Source organism: Paenibacillus sp. BIHB 4019, assembly GCF_002741035.1.
In the GTDB taxonomy this organism is placed as follows: Bacteria; Bacillota; Bacilli; order Paenibacillales; family Paenibacillaceae; genus Pristimantibacillus.
This window is the reverse complement of sequence record NZ_CP016808.1, coordinates 6,961,176-6,979,687: the sequence shown is the minus strand read 5'-3', so window position 1 is coordinate 6,979,687 and position 18,512 is coordinate 6,961,176. Positions and strand designations below refer to the sequence as shown.

At 51.0% G+C, this 18,512-nt stretch carries 7 protein-coding genes and 2 pseudogenes; all 9 read left to right on the top strand.

The window, feature by feature from the left end; genetic code table 11:
* The first annotated feature begins 51 nt into the window (after window positions 1–51).
* The 9 genes and pseudogenes from BBD42_RS30200 (at window position 52) to BBD42_RS32705 (ending at window position 18,236) form a co-directional block, all read left to right on the top strand.
* Window positions 52–1,338, top strand: a complete 1,287-nt coding sequence (locus BBD42_RS30200; protein ID WP_099521175.1) for a cellulase-like family protein — start codon at window positions 52–54, stop codon at window positions 1,336–1,338.
* A gap of 66 nt (window positions 1,339–1,404) precedes the next feature.
* Window positions 1,405–2,004, top strand: a pseudogene (locus BBD42_RS32485) (TerD family protein); the annotation flags it as partial.
* A gap of 159 nt (window positions 2,005–2,163) precedes the next feature.
* Window positions 2,164–2,862, top strand: a complete 699-nt coding sequence (locus tag BBD42_RS32480) for a vWA domain-containing protein (RefSeq protein ID WP_481855994.1) — start codon at window positions 2,164–2,166, stop codon at window positions 2,860–2,862.
* Between the two features lie 249 nt (window positions 2,863–3,111).
* The gene (locus BBD42_RS30190; RefSeq protein ID WP_099521173.1) at window positions 3,112–6,054 is read left to right on the top strand and encodes a cellulose binding domain-containing protein; all 2,943 of its coding nucleotides are present in this window, start codon (window positions 3,112–3,114) and stop codon (window positions 6,052–6,054) included.
* A gap of 197 nt (window positions 6,055–6,251) precedes the next feature.
* Window positions 6,252–7,394, top strand: a pseudogene (locus tag BBD42_RS32475) (glycoside hydrolase 5 family protein); the annotation flags it as partial.
* Window positions 7,380–8,165 (top strand): cellulose binding domain-containing protein, encoded by a 786-nt coding sequence (locus BBD42_RS32470; protein ID WP_237163574.1) that lies wholly within the window; start codon window positions 7,380–7,382, stop codon window positions 8,163–8,165. The pseudogene BBD42_RS32475 and the gene BBD42_RS32470, both read left to right, overlap by 15 nt.
* 195 nt (window positions 8,166–8,360) lie before the next feature.
* Entirely contained in the window at window positions 8,361–11,450 is a 3,090-nt protein-coding gene (locus BBD42_RS30180; RefSeq protein ID WP_099521171.1) for a hybrid sensor histidine kinase/response regulator, read from the top strand.
* 16 nt (window positions 11,451–11,466) lie between these two features.
* Window positions 11,467–12,594 (top strand): response regulator, encoded by a 1,128-nt coding sequence (locus BBD42_RS30175; protein ID WP_099521170.1) that lies wholly within the window; start codon window positions 11,467–11,469, stop codon window positions 12,592–12,594.
* 1,055 nt (window positions 12,595–13,649) lie between these two features.
* A complete protein-coding gene (locus BBD42_RS32705; RefSeq protein WP_099521168.1) occupies window positions 13,650–18,236 on the top strand; it encodes a rhamnogalacturonan lyase family protein in 4,587 nt (1,528 codons plus the stop codon).
* Window positions 18,237–18,512: the final 276 nt, after the last annotated feature.

Sequence of the window (18,512 nt, the reverse complement as noted above, 5' to 3'; positions counted from 1 at the left end):
GCGGATGATGAGAAGATCACCCTATCCAAAGAGGACAGAAAAGGTGGCCATATGAGCACAGCGAGCAGGCAGCTGCCCCGTAAACTGACGATTACAATGTGGGATTTCTCTTGGTATACGATGACGACGCCGGGGGAGCCTTACAGCGATTTAGCTGCAAGATATAAAGAAGCGGTAGAGCGGGGCTACAATACGATTCGCATTTGTGCGATGCCGCTCATGCTGTTTACCGAATCGGGCGTTCGGCCTGGACCGCTGCGCTTCGGCAATTTGGGCGAGGTGGGCCAGCGGACGCGCTGGTACAATTGCAAAGGCGGGGCCGAGCTGGACGGGCATGCGCAGCTATTGGAGCTGTTCAAGCAAGCGAAGGCTCACAACTGCTATATTATTCTTTCCTCGTGGGAATACCAGCAAAGTCCGAGCTTTTTGGCGGAGCCCTATTTGCGCGATTTGCTGGCGGATATTTCGCCGGACCAGCGGTTTATGGCGCTGGCGAAGTCGATGGATCAGCTCATCCAATATGTGAAGGCAGCGGGTTATGGCGAGCAAATCGCTTATGCCGAGCTGCATAATGAGGTCGAATTTGGACAATTGACCGACATTGCAACGGGGCAGGGCGTTGCTGGCTCCAATACGCCGGGCCTTGTGCAAATAATGCAGCCCTATATTGAAGAAGCGGTCGCATTTCTACGCGAGCAGCATCCCGAGCTGTTAATGACGGCAAGCTATACGCTGAATGAAGCTTACCCGAAAGCTTATGTGGCGCGAAATATGCAGGTGGCCCATTTTCATCTGTACATTAAAGGCGTGCTGCAGGAGCTGATGGATCAGGCAGGCATCGACAATGAAGCGGTGCCGTTTCCCAATGAGCTGGTGCAATCGCTGCTGCGGGAGGATGCGCCGCCGTTTGAGAGCTGGCAGCTTCCGGCCGGGCAGGAATGGCGGATGCAGGGCAATCCTGTCGGCATGAAGCTGCTTTATCTGCACGATTGGGCCGATCCGGATCAATGGGATTTGTATTTGTACGACCATTATGGCAGCCACAAGCAGGCGATGCTCCAGAAGGCGGATTTTCGTTTTGAGGAGCTGCATGAATGGGCGGGGCAAACGGCGCTGCCGATCGTCATTGGCGAAGGGTATGTAGGGTATACGCCGCTGCATGCGGGTTTTGAGGAAGGGCCGGTCGGCAAATTTATTGCCGAATATGCGATTCGCAAAGGGATGAAGCTGGGCTTCTGGGGCATGGTGCTCTGCTCCAATTGCGCACCCCATCATCCGTTTTGGGACGATATAGCGTGGCAGCAAAAGTGGAACCGGTTTATTTTGGAATCGGAATAAATTCAAGAGGCAATGATAGCGCAAGCAGAAATCACATAGAGCCGAGATAAAGCTTCTTTTTCGAGCATGCCGAGGGCGTGCGGGGAAAGAGGCTTTTTTTCTCCATTCGCCGCCCTATTTGCTATAATCGGTATAGATGATCTTATTTACCAATCTAATAGGCGAGAGGAAGATACATATATGCCATTGCTGAAAGGGCAAAAAGCGGACGTGACCAAGGGGAAAAGCTTCGGCAAGCTAGCTGTGCAGTTTGGCTGGAAAGCTGGAAAAAGCGAGCTTGGCATCGATGCTGCGGCGTTTCTGCTGTCAGAGCGCGGCCGCTGCGAGCGGGATGAGGATTTTATTTTTTATGGCAATCCATTGGCGGCGAATGGCGCGGCCGAGCATAGATCAAGCAGCCAGCAGCTTGGCATGGAAGCCGGCGATCAAGAAGGGATTGAGCTTGTGCTTGGGCGCCTGCCGGAGCAAATTGCAAAAGCAGCCTTTACGGTGACGATCTATGATGGCGAGCGGCTCGGGCATGCTTTTCAGGATGTAACGGGGCTTTATGTGCGGCTGGTTAACCTGGATACGGGCGAAGAGCTGCTGCGTTATGAATACGGTGCGGATTTGGTGAAGGAGACGGCGATTGTAGCGGGGGAGCTGTATCGTCACAATGGCGAGTGGAAGTTTAGCGCAATCGGCAGCGGCTTTAACGGCGGGCTTGCCGCATTATGCCTGAATTATGGACTGGAGCTGGAAGGAAATGCGGCAGCGGGCGAGGATGAGCCGTCCCATGCTCCAGCTATTGGCCAAGCTCGGAAAGAGGCCGCTGCGGCTGCAACAATGGAAGCGCCTGTGCAAACTGCCTCTCTGAGCAAAATCGATTTCCGCAAAAAGCTCGTGCAATACACACTGGAGAAAAAGCAGCTGACAAACGTCGTGGCCAGAGTAGGCATCGTGCTGGATATTTCCGGGTCTATGCAGACGCTGTATAAAAACGGCACCGTTCAGGAAGTCGTGGAGCGGATTTTGGCTGTTGCCAGCAAGTTCGATGACAATGGCACGCTCGACGTGTGGGTATACGATAATGAATACAGCCGTTTGCCGTCGGTAACGGAGCGCGATTTTGGCCAATATGTCGATAAGCATATTTTAAACAATGACCTTATTCATAAGTTTGGACGCAATAATGAGCCTCCGGTGATGGAGGATGTCATTCGCAAATATACGGTGGAGGAAAATGATCCTACGCCTGTATTCATTATTTTTATTAACGACGGCGGGGTAGTCAAGTCGATTAAGCATACGATTACCCATTCGGCCGTGCAGCCGATTTTCTGGCAGTTTGTCGGTATTGGCAACTCCAATTTCGAAGTATTAAAGCGCCTGGATACGATGGAGGGGCGAATCGTAGATAATGCGAGCTTCTTCCATTTGGATGATATTGCGGCCGTGTCGGATGAGAATTTGTATGATCAGCTGCTGAATGAGTTCCCAATGTGGATAAAAGCAGCGAAGGAACAACGCATTATTCGGCCGTAACTAAACAGAAATTATGCTCTGCTCTGAAACCGGGGAGAAGCGGCTCAAAGGCTATCGCAGCTGGCTAGAGCGCCCGGGTTCAGAGCTTTTTTTGCGTGCGGCGAGCTTCAAATAACTGATTTTCATATGAAAATATATCCATTTTATATAGTGCTTGGCTTAAAATTTATGTGCTAAAATGAAAGCGTATACATTTGGAAGGGAGTGGGTGCTCATCCATATTTATATTTTAGGTGTTTGCGTTATATCATGCCAATTGAGGAGGGTATTCATTTGATCAAACATTCAATGCGCAAGCTGGGCACGCTGGCCCTAGCGATCACCGTTGTCGCCGGCACCGTAATAATCGGCAACCCGCTAGAGGCGCAAGCGGCACCAAGTGAAGCGTACACGTGGAAAAATGTAGTGACTGGCGGGGGCGGAGGTTTCGTTCCGGGATTTGTTTTTAATAAAAAAGAGCCTGGGCTGCTGTATGCCCGTACGGATGTGGGCGGCGCTTATCGTTACAACGCAGCAACTGGCAGCTGGAAGGCGCTGCTGGACCACGTGGGCTGGGATGAGTGGAATAAGACCGGCGTGGATGCGCTGGCAACCGATCCGATTGATCCGAATCGCCTATATATTGCGGCTGGCTCCTATACGAATGAATGGGACCCGCATAACGGCTATATTATGCGTTCCACGGATAAAGGAGACACTTGGCAGGAAACGCAGCTGCCTTTCAAAATTGGCGGCAATATGCCAGGGCGATCCATGGGCGAGCGGCTGATGGTAGACCCGAATAAAAACAACATTTTGTATTTTGGGGCACGCAGCGGCAACGGCCTGTGGAAAAGTACCGACTATGGCGTGACGTGGAGCAAAGTAACGGCATTCCCGAATCCGGGCAATTTTGTGGAGGACCCGACCTATCCTTATTTGGCGGACAAAATGGGGCTTGCTTGGATTACGTTTGACCAATCGACGGGCTCGCCTGGAACGGCGACGCAAACGATTTATGTCGGTGTAGCAGATACAGCGAGCAGCATTTACCGCAGCACGAATGGCGGCACAACCTGGTCTGCCGTGGCAGGACAGCCGACGGGCTATTTGCCGCATCATGGCGAGCTGGATTCAAATGGACAGCTGTATGTTACATATAGCAACGGCACAGGTCCATATAACGGTTCGAAGGGCGATGTCTGGAGGCTGAATACAGCCACTGGCGTGTGGACGAACATTAGCCCCGTCCCTTCAAGCAGCGCGGATAATTATTTCGGCTATGGCGGACTTGCGGTTGATGCCCAACACCCTGGCACGCTGATCGTCGCAACGCTAAATTCATGGTACCCGGATGCCAACCTTTATCGCAGTACGGATAGCGGCGCAACGTGGAAGCCGATATGGAAGTATAGCTCGTACCCGAACCGCGACTTTTCGTACACGCAGGATATTTCGGCAGCGCCATGGCTCGATTGGGGCGTAAGCTCTGCGCCACCGGAAGTATCGCCTAAGCTCGGCTGGATGATTGGCGATATCGAAATTGATCCTTTCAACTCTGACCGCATGCTATATGGCACAGGCGCTACGGTGTATGGCACGACGAACTTGACGGCTTGGGATAGCGGTGGCAAAGTCGCTTTGTCTGTTATGGCCAAGGGCATTGAGGAAACGTCAATCAAAGAATTGATTAGCCCGCCGACCGGCGCTCACCTGTTAAGCGCCATGCTTGATGTATCAGGCTACCGACATAATGATTTAACGGCGGCACCTGCAAAAATGTTCATCAGTCCAAGCAGCTCCACAAGCATAGACTTCGCTGAACTAAACGCTGGATTTATTGCGCGCGTTGGAAATGCAGACAAGGCGAAATATCCTAATGAAAAATCGATTGCACTGTCCTACGATGGCGGAACGAACTGGTATAGCCCGAATGCAGAGCCCTCCGCAACAACGGGCGGCGGCTTTATAGCCGTTGCGGCTGACAATAGTTCACTCGTATGGAGCACCTCTGATGTCGGCGTTTATTATTCCAAAACGACCGGCAACTCATGGACAGCAAGCACAGGCATTCCAGCCGGTGCAAAAGTGGTCTCAGACCGCGTCAACAAAAACAAGTTTTATGGGGCCGCAGCAGGCAAGTTCTATGTGAGCACAGATGGCGGCGCGACGTTCACGATGTCTGCAGCAGCAGGGCTTCCAGCAGCAGGAAACATGAAATTTAAAGCGCTTCCAGGCGTGGAAGGCGATATTTGGCTGGCTGGCGGCAACGAGTCCAGCGGCGTATACGGGCTATGGCATTCGACCAACTCAGGTGCATCGTTTACGAAGCTTAGCAACGTAGAGGAAGCAGATGTTGTTGGCTTCGGTATGGCGGCGCCAGGCCAGACGTATCCTGCGCTTTATATTTCGGCGCAAATCGATCAAGTCAGAGGATTTTTCCGCTCTGATAATGGCGGGGCAAATTGGGTGAGAATTAATGATGACCAGCATCAATATGCGTTTACAGGCGAAACAATCACGGGAGATCCGCGCATCTTCGGACGCGTATATATCGGCACGAATGGCCGCGGTATCGTCTACGGCGATACAGTGAATGGCCCAACGCCAACACCAACGCCGACAGCGACACCGACACCAACAGTGACACCAACACCAACGCCGACGTCAACACCGACACCGACAGTGACGCCAACACCAACACCGACAGTGACGCCAACACCAACACCAACGTCAACGCCATCACCGTCCCCAGCAGGCAGCTTTAAAGTGCAGCTGTTCAACGGCGGTACAGCGGCAACGACAAACACGCTAAGTCCAAAAATCAAACTGGTGAATACAGGAACAAGTTCACTCAATCTGGCTGATGTAAAGCTCCGTTATTATTACACGATTGACGGCGAGCAAGCCCAAAGCTTCTGGTGCGACTGGTCGACCGTCGGCAGCGCCAACGTCCTTGCATCCTTCGTCAAGCTGCCGACAGCCGTAACGGGAGCAGACTATTACGTAGAAATTAGCTTTGCCAGCGCCGCAGGCTCTGTTGCAGCAGGCCAAAGCATTGAGCTGCAAACGCGGATTTCGAAAAACAATTGGAGCAACTATACACAAACAGGCGATTATTCATTCAATTCCAGCGCGACAAGCTATGTAGACTGGAACAAAACAACCGGCTATGCAGCGGGCATCCTGCAATGGGGCGTAGAGCCATCTTAATTTGAAAAAAAGCAAAGGGCTCATGCGCCAGTTTGGAAGGTGCATGGGCCCTTTATGCTGGCGCTGCCGCTATTTTTGGTCATTAAAGTGATAGGAAAGAGGTAACGATTCGACTAGTTTCGCGGCGGCTCCTTGCTTGATAATAGAAGGATAACGATTCCATTTCAGATGAAAAAAACTAAAGGAGGCTATTTCGAATGAAGCAGCAGCTCAAACGGTTTATGATTTTTTCACTGGCGCTAGCTATCGTTTGCGGATGGATGACGGCCGATACGAAGGCCAGCGCCGCAGATAGCAATGCTTTCGTTACGACATCAGGAAGCAAGTTTCAGCTGGACGGAGAAGACTTTTATTTTGCCGGAACGAACAACTATTATTTCCACTATAAGTCGCAAAAAATGGTCGATGACGTATTTGCGGACATGGTGGCGATGAACCTCAAGGTTATTCGGATTTGGGGCTTTCATAATGGACAGCCGCAGGACAATGCCGTGCTGCAGCCAACTCCCGGCGTATATGACGAATCGGGATTTGCCAAGCTGGATTATGCGATTTATAAGGCTGGACAATCGGGCGTTAAGCTGGTTATTCCATTCGTAAACAACTGGGATGATTTTGGCGGCATGAATCAGTATGTTGCATGGTTTAATGCTGGCTCGCATGATGCTTTCTATACGAATGCTTCTATTAAACAAGCTTATAAAAACTATGTAAACTACATGATCAACCGGGTGAATACGTACACAGGCGTTATATATAAAGATGATCCTGCCATTATGGCATGGGAGCTGGCGAATGAGCCGCGGGCCCAATCCGACACAACGGGCAACAAGCTTGTTAATTGGGCGGATGAGATGAGCACCTATGTCAAATCGCTCGATGCGAATCATTTGGTCGCCGTAGGGGATGAGGGATTTTATAACATTCCGGGGCATTCGGATTGGATGTATGGCGGCGGGGAAGGCGTTGATTGGGAAAGGCTGATTGCGCTGCCGAATATTGATTACGGCACGTTTCACTTATATCCGGATCATTGGAACCGTACAGCGGAATGGGGCACGCAATGGATCATTGACCATATCGAGGACGGCAATGCGGCGCAGAAGCCAGTCGTGCTGGAGGAATTCGGCTATCAAAATCAAGCGACCCGCAATCAGGTTTATGCTGCTTGGCTCGGTGCGGTTGAGCAATATGGCGGTGCGGGCAGCCAGTTTTGGATTTTAACAGGCATTCAGGATGATAATACGCTGTATCCCGATTATGACGGCTTCCGCATCGTATATCCAAGCGCGACGGCTGCGCTGCTGACTAATCACGCAAATGTGATGAATGCCAAATCGGGCGGGGGAGCTGGGCCGATACCGACAGTGCCTGCTGCGCCGCAAGCCGTAACAGCTACGGCAGGCAATAGCCAGGCGGCGCTGTCCTGGCAGGCGGTCAGCGGTGCGATCAGCTACAACATTAAGCGCGCAGCTTCAAGTGCGGGTCCCTTTGCCACAGTAGGCACGACAAGCAGCACCAGCTATGTGAACACAGGGCTGGTTAATGGGACGACTTATTATTATGCCGTTAGCGCGGTGAACACCGTGGGCGAATCGGTAAATTCCTTGCAGGCAAGTGCAACGCCAGCTCTCCCGAATACAGGCCCAAGCGAGCTCAAGGTCCAATACAAGAACGGCGATTCTGCCGCTCTGGACAATCAATTGAAGCCGCAATTCCGCATCGTCAATTCGGGTACCTCAGCGGTGCCGCTTCATGAGCTTACCATTCGTTATTGGTATTCGGCAGATGGCCCGCAGCCGCAAATTTTCGAATGTGACTATGCGACTGTAGGCTGCTCTAATCTTAGTGGCAGCATTGCTGCGTCAGGCAAGTCGAGCGCAAATGCCGACACTTATTTGGAAATCAGCTTTGGCACGGGAGCTGGGAATATTTCAGCTGGCGGCGGCCATACCGGCGAAATGCAGAACCGCATCCATAAAAATAGCTGGACCAACTATGATGAGACCAATGACTATTCGTATCATGCGGCGAATACAGCTTTTGCCGATGCCAGCCGCGTCACCTTGTATCGCAGCGGGGTGCTCGTATGGGGGGAAGAGCCGTCGTAATGACGGCTCTTTCTTTTCTATTTTTTCTTCGAAATATGTTCAGAAAAGGTTCAGAATAGAAGTTATAATAGAAGATAGAAACGAAAACGATAGCTTGCACGAATAAGCAGTGCCTGGTGAGTACGACTCAGCAGGCTTTTATATTGTATAGACGATACATAAGAAGCATCGTAACGCTGCGGGGAGAGACTATGAATGCTTAATCGAAAGAACATTGGCATGTTCCTAATGATTTTAGGAATTATGGGCACGATTTTTGTGCTTATGTTCCTTAAGCTGGCGGATAAACAGGATATACGCGCCGTTAATGGCGTAATGGACTTGAGTAATTGGAGTTTTGCAGAAAAGGGGGCGGTCAAGCTCGGCGGCGAGTGGGAGTTTTATCCGAACCAGCTGCTGACGCCGAAAGATTTTGTGATCGCCAGCCAGCTGCCAGCGGAGCAGGCTCCACCGAGAAAGCTGGTGAATGTACCGGGGAAATGGAATGCGTATTTGTCTGGAGAAGACAGCAGCTCAGGTATTGGCTACGGCACATATCGTTTGAAAATTCAGCTTCCCAGCCATTTGCGCGAAATATATGGGGTCTACACCTCGAACATTCGCATGGCCAATCGCATTTATTTGAACAATCAAATGATTGGCGCCAGCGGCGCCCCAGCTACTAATGAATACGATGGCGTTCAAAACAATGTGCCTTATATTGCTCTTGGCACCGTTGCGGGCGATTCGGTCGAGCTTATTGTGCAGGTAGCCAATTACAGCTATGCTACAGGCGGCATCATTTATTCCATTACCTTCGGAGATCAGCATACGATTATTAAAAACCGGGAAATGGATATTTTGCGCGGGGCGCTGATTATTTCCGGATTTCTAATCCCTGGCCTATTTTGCCTGCTGTTATACGTACTGAGAAGGCAGGAGAGAGGACTGATGTTCCTCGGGCTTTTTTGCCTCTCGTCGATGATTTTTATGATGACTCAAGGGGAACGAATCATTGTCCAGCTGTTGCCTGATCTGCCTTATTCCTTCGTGCTGAAGCTGCAGCCCATCTCATCGGTGTTTGTGTATTATTTTTTATTATGCATCGTGAATGAAATGCTGCCAGGCATCGTGCATTCCAAAGTGATGCGGTTTTTAAAATGGTTTGCGGGATTTACGATTGTGCTGGAGCTGGTGGCAACGCCGTTATTTATTTCGAAGCTGGAAACTTTAATTATGGCTCAAGGCCTTGTAATGATTGTTTATTATATTTATGTTATTATCCGGGGTGTCGGACGCAAGGTGTATGCGGACCCTTACTGGTTTTTGAGTCTTCAGAGCATCGTCATGATGATGCTGGCTTCCATGATGCGGGCATACGGATTTATGGAAAGCGCAATGCTGATTTCTTTCGAAATGCTGCTGTTTGTGTTCGCCCATGCGGGCTTGTTCGCGAAACGCTTTACAAAATCGATTCGCGAGGTGGAACAGCTGTCGGAGAAGCTATTGACGCTTGATGGGCTCAAGGATGAATTTATGACGATGACCTCGCACGAGCTGAGGACGCCGCTGCATGGCATTATTAATATGGCGGCCTCCATGCTGGAAGGCGCTGCCGGACCGCTCAACAATACGAAGCAGGCGGAGCATTTATCAATGATTGTTTCGACCGGAAAGCAGCTGTCCGCCCTTATTCAGGATATTTTGGAGTTTGCTGAGCTGCGGGGCGGTGTAATGAAGCTTGCGAAGCGAAAGATTTATTTTCAGCCCGTGCTTCATGCGGTTGTAGAGGTTGTGGAGCATTTGCTCATCGACAAGCAAGTTCAGATTCAACAGCGGCTGCCTGCCAATTTGCCTTTGCTTGATGCGGATGAAGACCGGCTGCGGCAAATCTTGTACAATTTGCTTGGCAATGCGGCAAAGGCGACCATTCAGGGGAAAATAACCATCAGTGCGGTAACGCAGGGAAATAAGGTGAGGGTGGACATTGCGGATACGGGTATCGGTATGCCGCCTGAGCAGCTCGAAACGATTTTTCTATCTGAACGAAAAACAAAGGCGGGGCAGGCGATCTTTCAAGGCTCGGGCTTCGGACTGCGTATTACAAAGCAGCTTGTGGAGCTGGGTGGTGGAACCATCAGCGTCCATTCTATTGCGGGACAAGGAACAACGTTCAGCTTTACCATTCCGGTTGCCCAAGGCCAGCAAATAGACGAGGCTGATATCGCCTACCAGGAGCAGGCCGCTGCAATCGAGCTTACCGCTATGCTGAATGTGCCGCCGCCAGCAGCTGAATTCCGCGTGCTCGTAGTTGACGATGATCCGATTAATTTGCAGGTGCTCATTAACTTGCTTTCCATTGAGCGCTGCGAGGTAACGGCGGTAAGAAGCGGAGATGAAGCGCTGGAAGAGGCGTTTGCTGCTCCGGCCAGTTACGATTTGGTCATTACGGATTGGATGATGCCGAAAATGTCGGGTATTGAGCTTTGCCGCAAAATTCGCGAACGCTTCCTGCTGTCGGAGCTTCCGGTACTGCTGCTCACGGCCAGAACGAAGCCGGAGGACATAAAGCTCGGCTTTGAGGCAGGGGTCAACGATTATATTGGCAAGCCTGTTGATGCCGGCGAGCTGCGTGCCCGCGTTCAGACGCTGCTGGCACTGCGCAAGTCAGTTAAGCTGGCTGTACAGGCGGAAATGGCGTTTTTGCAGGCGCAAATCAAGCCCCATTTTTTATACAATGCCTTGAATACGATTATAGCCATTTGTCCGGTAGATCCGTATAAAGCGATGGAGCTGCTCATTGAATTAAGCCAGTTTTTGCGCAGCAGCTTTGATTTCCATAATCGCGACAAAATGACGACGATCGAGCGCGAGCTGGAGCTGGTCAAGTCCTATTTGACGCTGGAAAAAGCGCGTTTTGATGAAAGGCTGAAAATTGAATACGAAATTAGCTGCGATGCGCTTGCGCTTATTCCTCCGCTGACCATTCAGCCGATAGTGGAAAATGCAGTTAATCACGGTGTCATGAAAAAAGAAGAAGGCGGCACGATTAAGCTGAAAATTTCTGAAATAGACAACTGTATTATGGTTCTTGTAGAGGACGATGGCGTAGGCTTTACTCCAGAACGATTATCGCAGGTGCTCTCGGACAAAGGGACAGGCCGCGTAGGCTTAAGCAACATTCACCAGAGGCTGGTTAATTTGTACGGCAGCGGCTTGGTTATTGATGGGCAGAGGCAGCTCGGCGCAGAGGTAAGCTTCCGCTATCCGAAGGAACTGCGGGCAGGCACGTATAACGAAGCATAAAAGGGAGTCGGTGGCGATGAGAGTCATTTTAATTGATGATGAAAAGCCGGCGCTCGCTCACATTGAATGGTTGTTCGAGCGGGACGGACGCTTGCAGGTGGCAGAAAAATTCACTTCGGCCAGAGATGGCATTCAAAGTGTACGGGCCACGCCCGCACACATCGTTTTTCTGGACATTAATATGCCGGGGCTCAATGGTCTTGAAGCGGCGGAGCATATCCGCAGCATTAACCCTGACATACGCATCGTATACATAACGGCCTATTCGGAATACGCGATTGAAGCGTTTGAGCTCAATGCGCTCGATTATTTGCTGAAGCCGGTTCATCCGGAACGGTTTAAGAAGACGATTACTCGCATTATAGAAGATTACAGCCGGGGCAAGCCGGAGCAGCAGAAGCTGCCCGGCAGGCAGGTGCTCTGCTTCAAGCGGCTGGCGTTTCATGACGATGGAAAAACGAATACGAGCCTCCGGCTGCGGACGCTGAAAGCGCAGGAGCTGTTTGCTTTTTTACTGCATTATAAAGATCAATGGGTCGCCAAGCAGCAGCTTCTGGACACGTTATGGCCCGATTCGGATTATGAGAAAGCGATGATGCTGCTGCATACGTCCGTCTATCAAATTCGCAAGCTGATGAAAGATTGGAAAGTAGAGGCGCTTGTTGAGTTTGCGCTCGACAGCTATCGCCTGACAAGCAATGGATTAAAGCTGGATGTCGAGCAGTTTGAGCAGGGAGCTGCCGCGATCCGCGCCATTGAGACGGAGCAGCAGCGTATTGCGGCGGAACAGGCGCTCAGCCTGTATGCGGGAGACTATTTTGAAGAGCATGATTTTCTGTGGGCGAGGCAGCGCCGGGATGAGCTTAGAGCGAAATATGTGCGGCTTGTCCGCAGCCTTATCCATTATGAGATGAATGCTGGCCACGAGCAGGAGGCGCTCAAAAGGCTGCTGCTGCTGCATGAGCAGGAGCCATATTCGGATGAGCTGTGCCGGCAAATATTAAATTTGCTAGGCCAGATGGGCGATCAGGAGGCTCTTGTTCTCTATTATGATGATTTTGCAAGATTGCTTCATGAAGAATTAAATTGCGAGCCGGAGCCGGAGACACAGCTTGTAATGAAGCATTTTAAAGGCACTATATAAAAGAAAACGTTGGCTCAGCTGGCTTTGCCTTTCCTTTTTTTGGAGGGCAGCGCGGCTGGGCCGCTTTTTTAATTTGAACTAGGAGGTGTATGCAAACGGGAGCCCTTCCTGCTGCGGCACCTAGCTTGGCGCTTATTCAAGGCGACTCTCAACTGTTGATTTAAGTCATAAGGCGCCAGTTCATGCAATTGTTATGGAGTTCGTTGTGGGTAAGGAGGCTGTTGCTGCGACTGTCGTTACGGAGATTGCTGTTGGCTGAGTTCGCCGTTGTTGAGAACACGCAGCTTGGGACGCACAACTCCATTTTTAGGACAGAGATTCCGCTATTTTGGCTTTTGCTTCGATTTTGGGCCTTAAGCGGACAGGATATCCGCTATTGCCTTCGTAATCCCTTCAAAATGACGACTTTCAGTGCATTAGCGGCTCCTGAGTCCGCAGTCTGTGCAAAACCCTTGATTCTGTTGAAATAGCGGCTGCTGTGACCGCCAAATTGTGCCCACGAAGTCTACCTTTGGTCTTCGTCTTTGGACTTCATCTTCTTCTTTGTCTTTGTGTTTTGTGTTTTTATGTTTATGTTTTGTGTCCTAGGTGCAGGGAGCGAACCGCTGAAACGAAGATATGAAGCAGACCTTCGGTACGTAGTTTTAGATTCATAAGTTGTGATATTCCCAGTAGCAGAAGGAGTATGTTTGAAGCTGGCATCTATCGGGTTCAGGTTCGGGCGCGGACTCGCTTACGTTTGCATACACGCTCTAGGATGGAGTTGGAATCGGTACAATCAAGATAAAAATTTAAATGCAATTGGATAAAATGTCTAGTTTTTAATCAAACAGCTCTGTTTTTTGGCGTGGTTTATTTCGGGAAATTCCCTATAATTGGAGAAGTATTCTCCAGACAGGCAATGGTGGGTAGCTTTGCCGCCAGATGACGGCGACAGCCGTTTACGTTTGGCGGGTTTGCCTATTTTGGAAAGCGCTTTATTTCCGCGAGGGAGATAGCAGCCCTGCTGGAGAAAAGCGGAATACAAACCTAATTTCAGGGAGGTCATAACGGTAATGCTCATGCGCAAGAAGGGGAAAGGAACCGCAGCGATGTCGAAGTTCCTGTCATGTCTTTTAGCACTTACTCTCTTAGTCCCAGCCTTTTCTATGCCTGCCGCGGCAGCTGATTCGGTGCTTGTAGCCGATGATTTCAGCAGCTATGCGCTTGGCGATCTAACAATTGGAAGCGGTAACACTTGGACGAAGGAAGGCGCTGCGCCAGCTTTTATAGTTAAGCAGGATTCCGTTACAGGTTCTACTTATGGGGCGGTTACGAATGAATCGACCGGCTCCTCATATATTGGCCAACGTTTTGCCGGAGAAAGCGGCGGTTTGATCGTTGAGTTTGATGTTAATCTGCCAACGGGTAAAGGCGGCTCGCTATGGGTAATGGATGGCAAGGTGAATGCAACGAATGCCGCTGCTGCCCGCTACCAGCTGGATGCTGGCGTCATCAAGCAACATAATGCAGCTGCGGATAAGCAGATTGCTTATGATGTGACGCATTGGTACCGTTTCAAAATGGTATTTAATGTGCCAAGCAAGCAATATCATGTAAGCGTTACCGATTTGACGACGGACGAGACGGTGAATTGGCCGTCTGCTTTTTACAGCAATCGGGAGCGGATCAGCAGCTTTGGCTTTTATGTCAACCCGAATGGCGGTCAAATCAATGTGGCGAATGTGCGTGTAACCGCGCTTGACGTGAAGCTCGCTAGCCTAGTGCTTGGCTCAGGCGACTTTGCACCTGTGCTCAATCCGCCATTTGATCCAGGCGTGTACGATTATTCGGTAGAGGTGCCGTATTCGGCGACTTCGCTGGATGTAACACCAACGGCAAGCAACGCTGGATTTGTTGGACTAAAATTGGATGCCAATTCAATAGCCAGCGGACAGCAGAGCACCATACCTTTGGCAGGCGACGAGACGGAGTTTGGCATTTCGGTAGGCTCGTCTGCTTTTACAGACATTAGCCGTACGTACAAGGTGAAAGTCAATAAGCTGGAAAAGTCGCCTAATGTGACGTATGTCGTCACCGAAGCGCATGATGAAACAGTCAAAATCGGCTGGGAACAGCCTCGGGACCCTGCTTTTAAGGAAACTCGCATTTATTTGAAAAATGAAGACGGTTCCTTGACACTGGCCGATACGGTGCCAGCGGGCAAATACATTTCGACTATAGCGGGGCTATCGAATGGAACGACCTATTCATTCGTGGTCAAAGGCGCTTATGAATATGCGGGTGAAGCGGTTAGCGAGGCAAGCGGCGTGGAAATAAGCGAAGCGCCAATCAAGCTGGCGCCTCGCCAAATGGAAGCGCTTGACCGCGGCCTCGTTGCGGTAAAGGAAACCGATCATGTGTATGTAGGCTGGCGCCTGCTGGGCACCGATGCAGAGGATATTGCCTTCAACCTGTACCGTGATGGCGCGAAGCTGAACAGTACGCCAATTACAGGCAGCACGAACTATGCGGATGCGAGCGGAAGCAGCAGCTCAACGTATTATGTGCGGGCCATTACGGGTGGAGTGGAGCAGCCGCAATCGGAATCGGTTGACGTATGGGATACGAATTATTTGAATATTCCGCTTGAGAAGCCGGAGGGCGGCGTAACCCCGGATGGCGTAGCTTATACGTATTCGGCTAATGATGCTTCCGTTGGCGATTTGGACGGAGACGGGCAATATGAAATTATTATGAGCTGGATGCCGAGCAATGCGAAGGACAATTCGCAGGCTGGCTATACAGGCAATGTGTATGTTGATGCTTATAAGCTTGACGGCACACGTCTGTGGCGAATGGATTTAGGCAAAAATATGCGCGCAGGCGCCCACTATCTCGACATAATGGTCTACGATCTGGATGGTGACGGCAAAGCCGAGGTGACGTTCCGTACAGCGGATGGCACAATTGACGGAACTGGCGTTGTCATTGGCGATGCCAATGCGGATCACCGCAACGCCAGCGGATATATTTTGACCGGACCGGAGTTCCATACGGTGTTTGAAGGGGCGACAGGCAAAGCGCTGGCAACCGATGCTTATGAGCCCGAGCGGGGCAATGTTGCGGATTGGGGCGATGCTTACGGCAATCGCGTTGACCGTTTCCTAGCAGCGATTGCTTATCTCGATGGCGAGCGTCCAAGCATCGTCATGCAGCGCGGTTATTACACGCGGATGGTGCTTGTCGCGTACAACTATCGCGATGGCGAGCTGACGAAGGTATGGACGTTCGATTCTAAAACGCCAGGCAATGAAGATTATTACGGCCAAGGCAATCACCAGCTAAGCGTTGCTGATGTGGATAATGATGGCCGGGATGAAATTATTACAGGCGCGGCAGCGATTGACGATAATGGAAAGGGGCTGTGGAGCTCCAAGCTTGGCCATGGCGATGCGATGCATCTGGGCAATCTTAATCCGGATCGACTGGGACTTGAATTGTTCGCGGTGCAAGAGGATACCGCTGTTAAATATTCCTACGATATGAAGGATGCGCGCACAGGCCGTGTATTATGGGGACAGCTTCAGCTCGGAATTGATGCAGGCCGCGGTCTGTCAGCCGATATTGACCCAAGGCATAAAGGTGCGGAATCATGGGCAATTGACGGTGCTTGGAACAGCTCGACAGGGGGGCTGTTTAATGCGAAAGGGGAGAAGCTGTCCTCCAACATTCCGACCTCCAACTTTGCGATTTGGTGGGATGGCGACCTCAGCCGCGAGCTGCTTGACCATAATTGGCTTGGCGATCCTCGCGTAGGCGTGCCAAAAATCGACAAGTGGGATTATGAGAACGAGACGCTCGTTAATTTAGAAACATTTACAGGCACTTATTCCATTAATGATACGAAGGGCAATCCGAACTTGCAGGCCGATCTACTTGGAGACTGGCGCGAAGAGGTGGTGCTGCGGACGGAAGACAGCAGCGCGCTGCGCATTTATACAACGACTGCTGTAACGGAGCATCGGATTCATACTCTTATGCATGATCCGGTGTACAGACTAGGCATCGCCTGGCAAAATACGGGCTACAACCAGCCGCCGCATACAAGCTTCTATCTAGGCACAGATATGGAGATGCCAGCAAGACCGAATATTCGTACGAACGCGATTGCAGCAACCAATCTTAGCATTTCCGCTCCTTCGCAGGAGGTAACGGCAGGCCAGCAGCTGCAGCTTAGCCCGGTATTCTCGCCAGGCGGAGCGACGAACAAGTCGGTAATGTGGGCCGTTGCAAATGAAGATGGCTCAGCCACAAGGCTTGCAACGATTAATGCAAATGGTTTGCTGTCGGCAGTGGCGGCAGGCAAAGTGAAGGTGTCAGCGACCGCAAATGACGGTTCAGCGGTGAGCGGCCAGCTCGTTGTAACGATTAAGGCGGCTGGAACAGTAAGCCCCGGATCAGGCTCCGGAACGGGTACAACGACTCCACCGACGCCAACTCCGGCTCCTGCCCATGTTGAGCTTAAGCCTGTCGTAACGGTAGATGCTGGGGGCAAAGCATCGGCAGAAGTGACTTCGGCTGAGCTGACGAAAGGACTGGACGAAGCAGCAGGCAAAAATCTTGCGATTACCGCTGTGCCAACTGGTGCAGCAAGCTCTGTTCAAGTAACGCTTCCAGCGCAGGCGCTCAAAGCGGCTTCCGGCAAACAAGTGAGCCAATTAGAAGTGAATCTAGGGTTAGCGAGTTTTGCGCTGGATACAGCGTGGCTTTCTGGACAAATAGGGGCTGGTGCAGGGAAGCTGGAAATATCCGCCGCTGAGGCCGATATCAGCAAGCTTTCCTCCGATGCGAAAGCTCAGCTCGGGAATGCAAAAGTGTACGATTTGACGTTGACGATTGATGGCAAAGCGATTTCTTCTTTTGGGGGCCATGTTAAAGTAGCTTTGGACTACAGCCTGCAAGCAGGAGAAAGTCCGAATAAAGTGGTCGTCTATTACGTGGATGCTAATGGCGAATTGCAAATTGTGAAAAATAGCAAATATGATGCGGCGGCAGGCCTCGTCACCTTTAGACCAGCGCATTTCAGCAAATATGCAGCAGCGTACGTCAACATTCAATTTAAAGATATTGACCGTGTTGCATGGGCGAAGGACAGCATTGAATCGCTTGCTGCCAGAGGCATTATTGATGGCATGGGCAATCAGGCCTTTAAGCCGGATCAGCAAGTAACGCGTGCGCAATTTCTGAAAATGCTGCTGCAAACGTTCGATTTGGAGCAGGCGGATGCAGCAAGCACATTTAGCGATGTGCAGCCAGGCAGCTGGTATTACAGCTCCGTGGCAAGCGCCCAGGCGCTCGGAATTGTTGAAGGCAAAGCCAATGGCACCTTTGGCTTTAATGATGAGATTACGCGTGAGGATATGGCCGTTATGGCCCACCGCGTCATTCAGAAGCTTGAGCTGAAGCTGAATGCACAAGGCCAGCCAACTGCCTTTAAAGACAGCTTGGCGATTTCCAGCTATGCGAAGCAGGCCGTAGATGCGATGCAAAGCGCAGGCATCATTAAAGGAACAGGCAATGGCAGCTTCGAGCCGAAAAGCCATGCAACGAGGGCGCAAGCAGCGGTTGTCATTAACGAGCTGCTTGGGGCGAACAATTAAGCAGACTGCGGGCAGGGAATAACAGGAAACAGGATATGGATTGTAGAAAGTAGAAAGTAGAAAGTAGAAAAGGGGAAGAGGCGGCGCAGCGATGCGCAGCCTTTTCTCGTTTTTTTCAAAATAGCTTAAATCGATAGAAGGAGAGGGGATGGGGAGATGAGCGTAGGCTGCGGAACCCAGCTGTTGATGGTGCTGGTTATTTTCGCTGCGCTGCTGATTTTGCTGTCTATATGAAGGCGGTGTGCGGTTATTCATGATAAGCAGCAATAGTAATGT

Bases quoted from the DNA above. Each gene is read 5' to 3' on its own strand.
- BBD42_RS30190 (WP_099521173.1), top strand. From the start codon at position 3,112: ATGCCAATTGAGGAGGGTATTCATTTGATCAAACATTCAATGCGCAAG.
- BBD42_RS32705 (WP_099521168.1), top strand. From the start codon at position 13,650: ATGCTCATGCGCAAGAAGGGGAAAGGAACCGCAGCGATGTCGAAGTTC.
- BBD42_RS30200 (WP_099521175.1), top strand. From the start codon at position 52: ATGAGCACAGCGAGCAGGCAGCTGCCCCGTAAACTGACGATTACAATG.
- BBD42_RS32480 (WP_481855994.1), top strand. From the start codon at position 2,164: ATGGAAGCGCCTGTGCAAACTGCCTCTCTGAGCAAAATCGATTTCCGC.
- BBD42_RS30175 (WP_099521170.1), top strand. From the start codon at position 11,467: ATGAGAGTCATTTTAATTGATGATGAAAAGCCGGCGCTCGCTCACATT.
- BBD42_RS30180 (WP_099521171.1), top strand. From the start codon at position 8,361: ATGCTTAATCGAAAGAACATTGGCATGTTCCTAATGATTTTAGGAATT.
- BBD42_RS32470 (WP_237163574.1), top strand. From the start codon at position 7,380: ATGAATGCCAAATCGGGCGGGGGAGCTGGGCCGATACCGACAGTGCCT.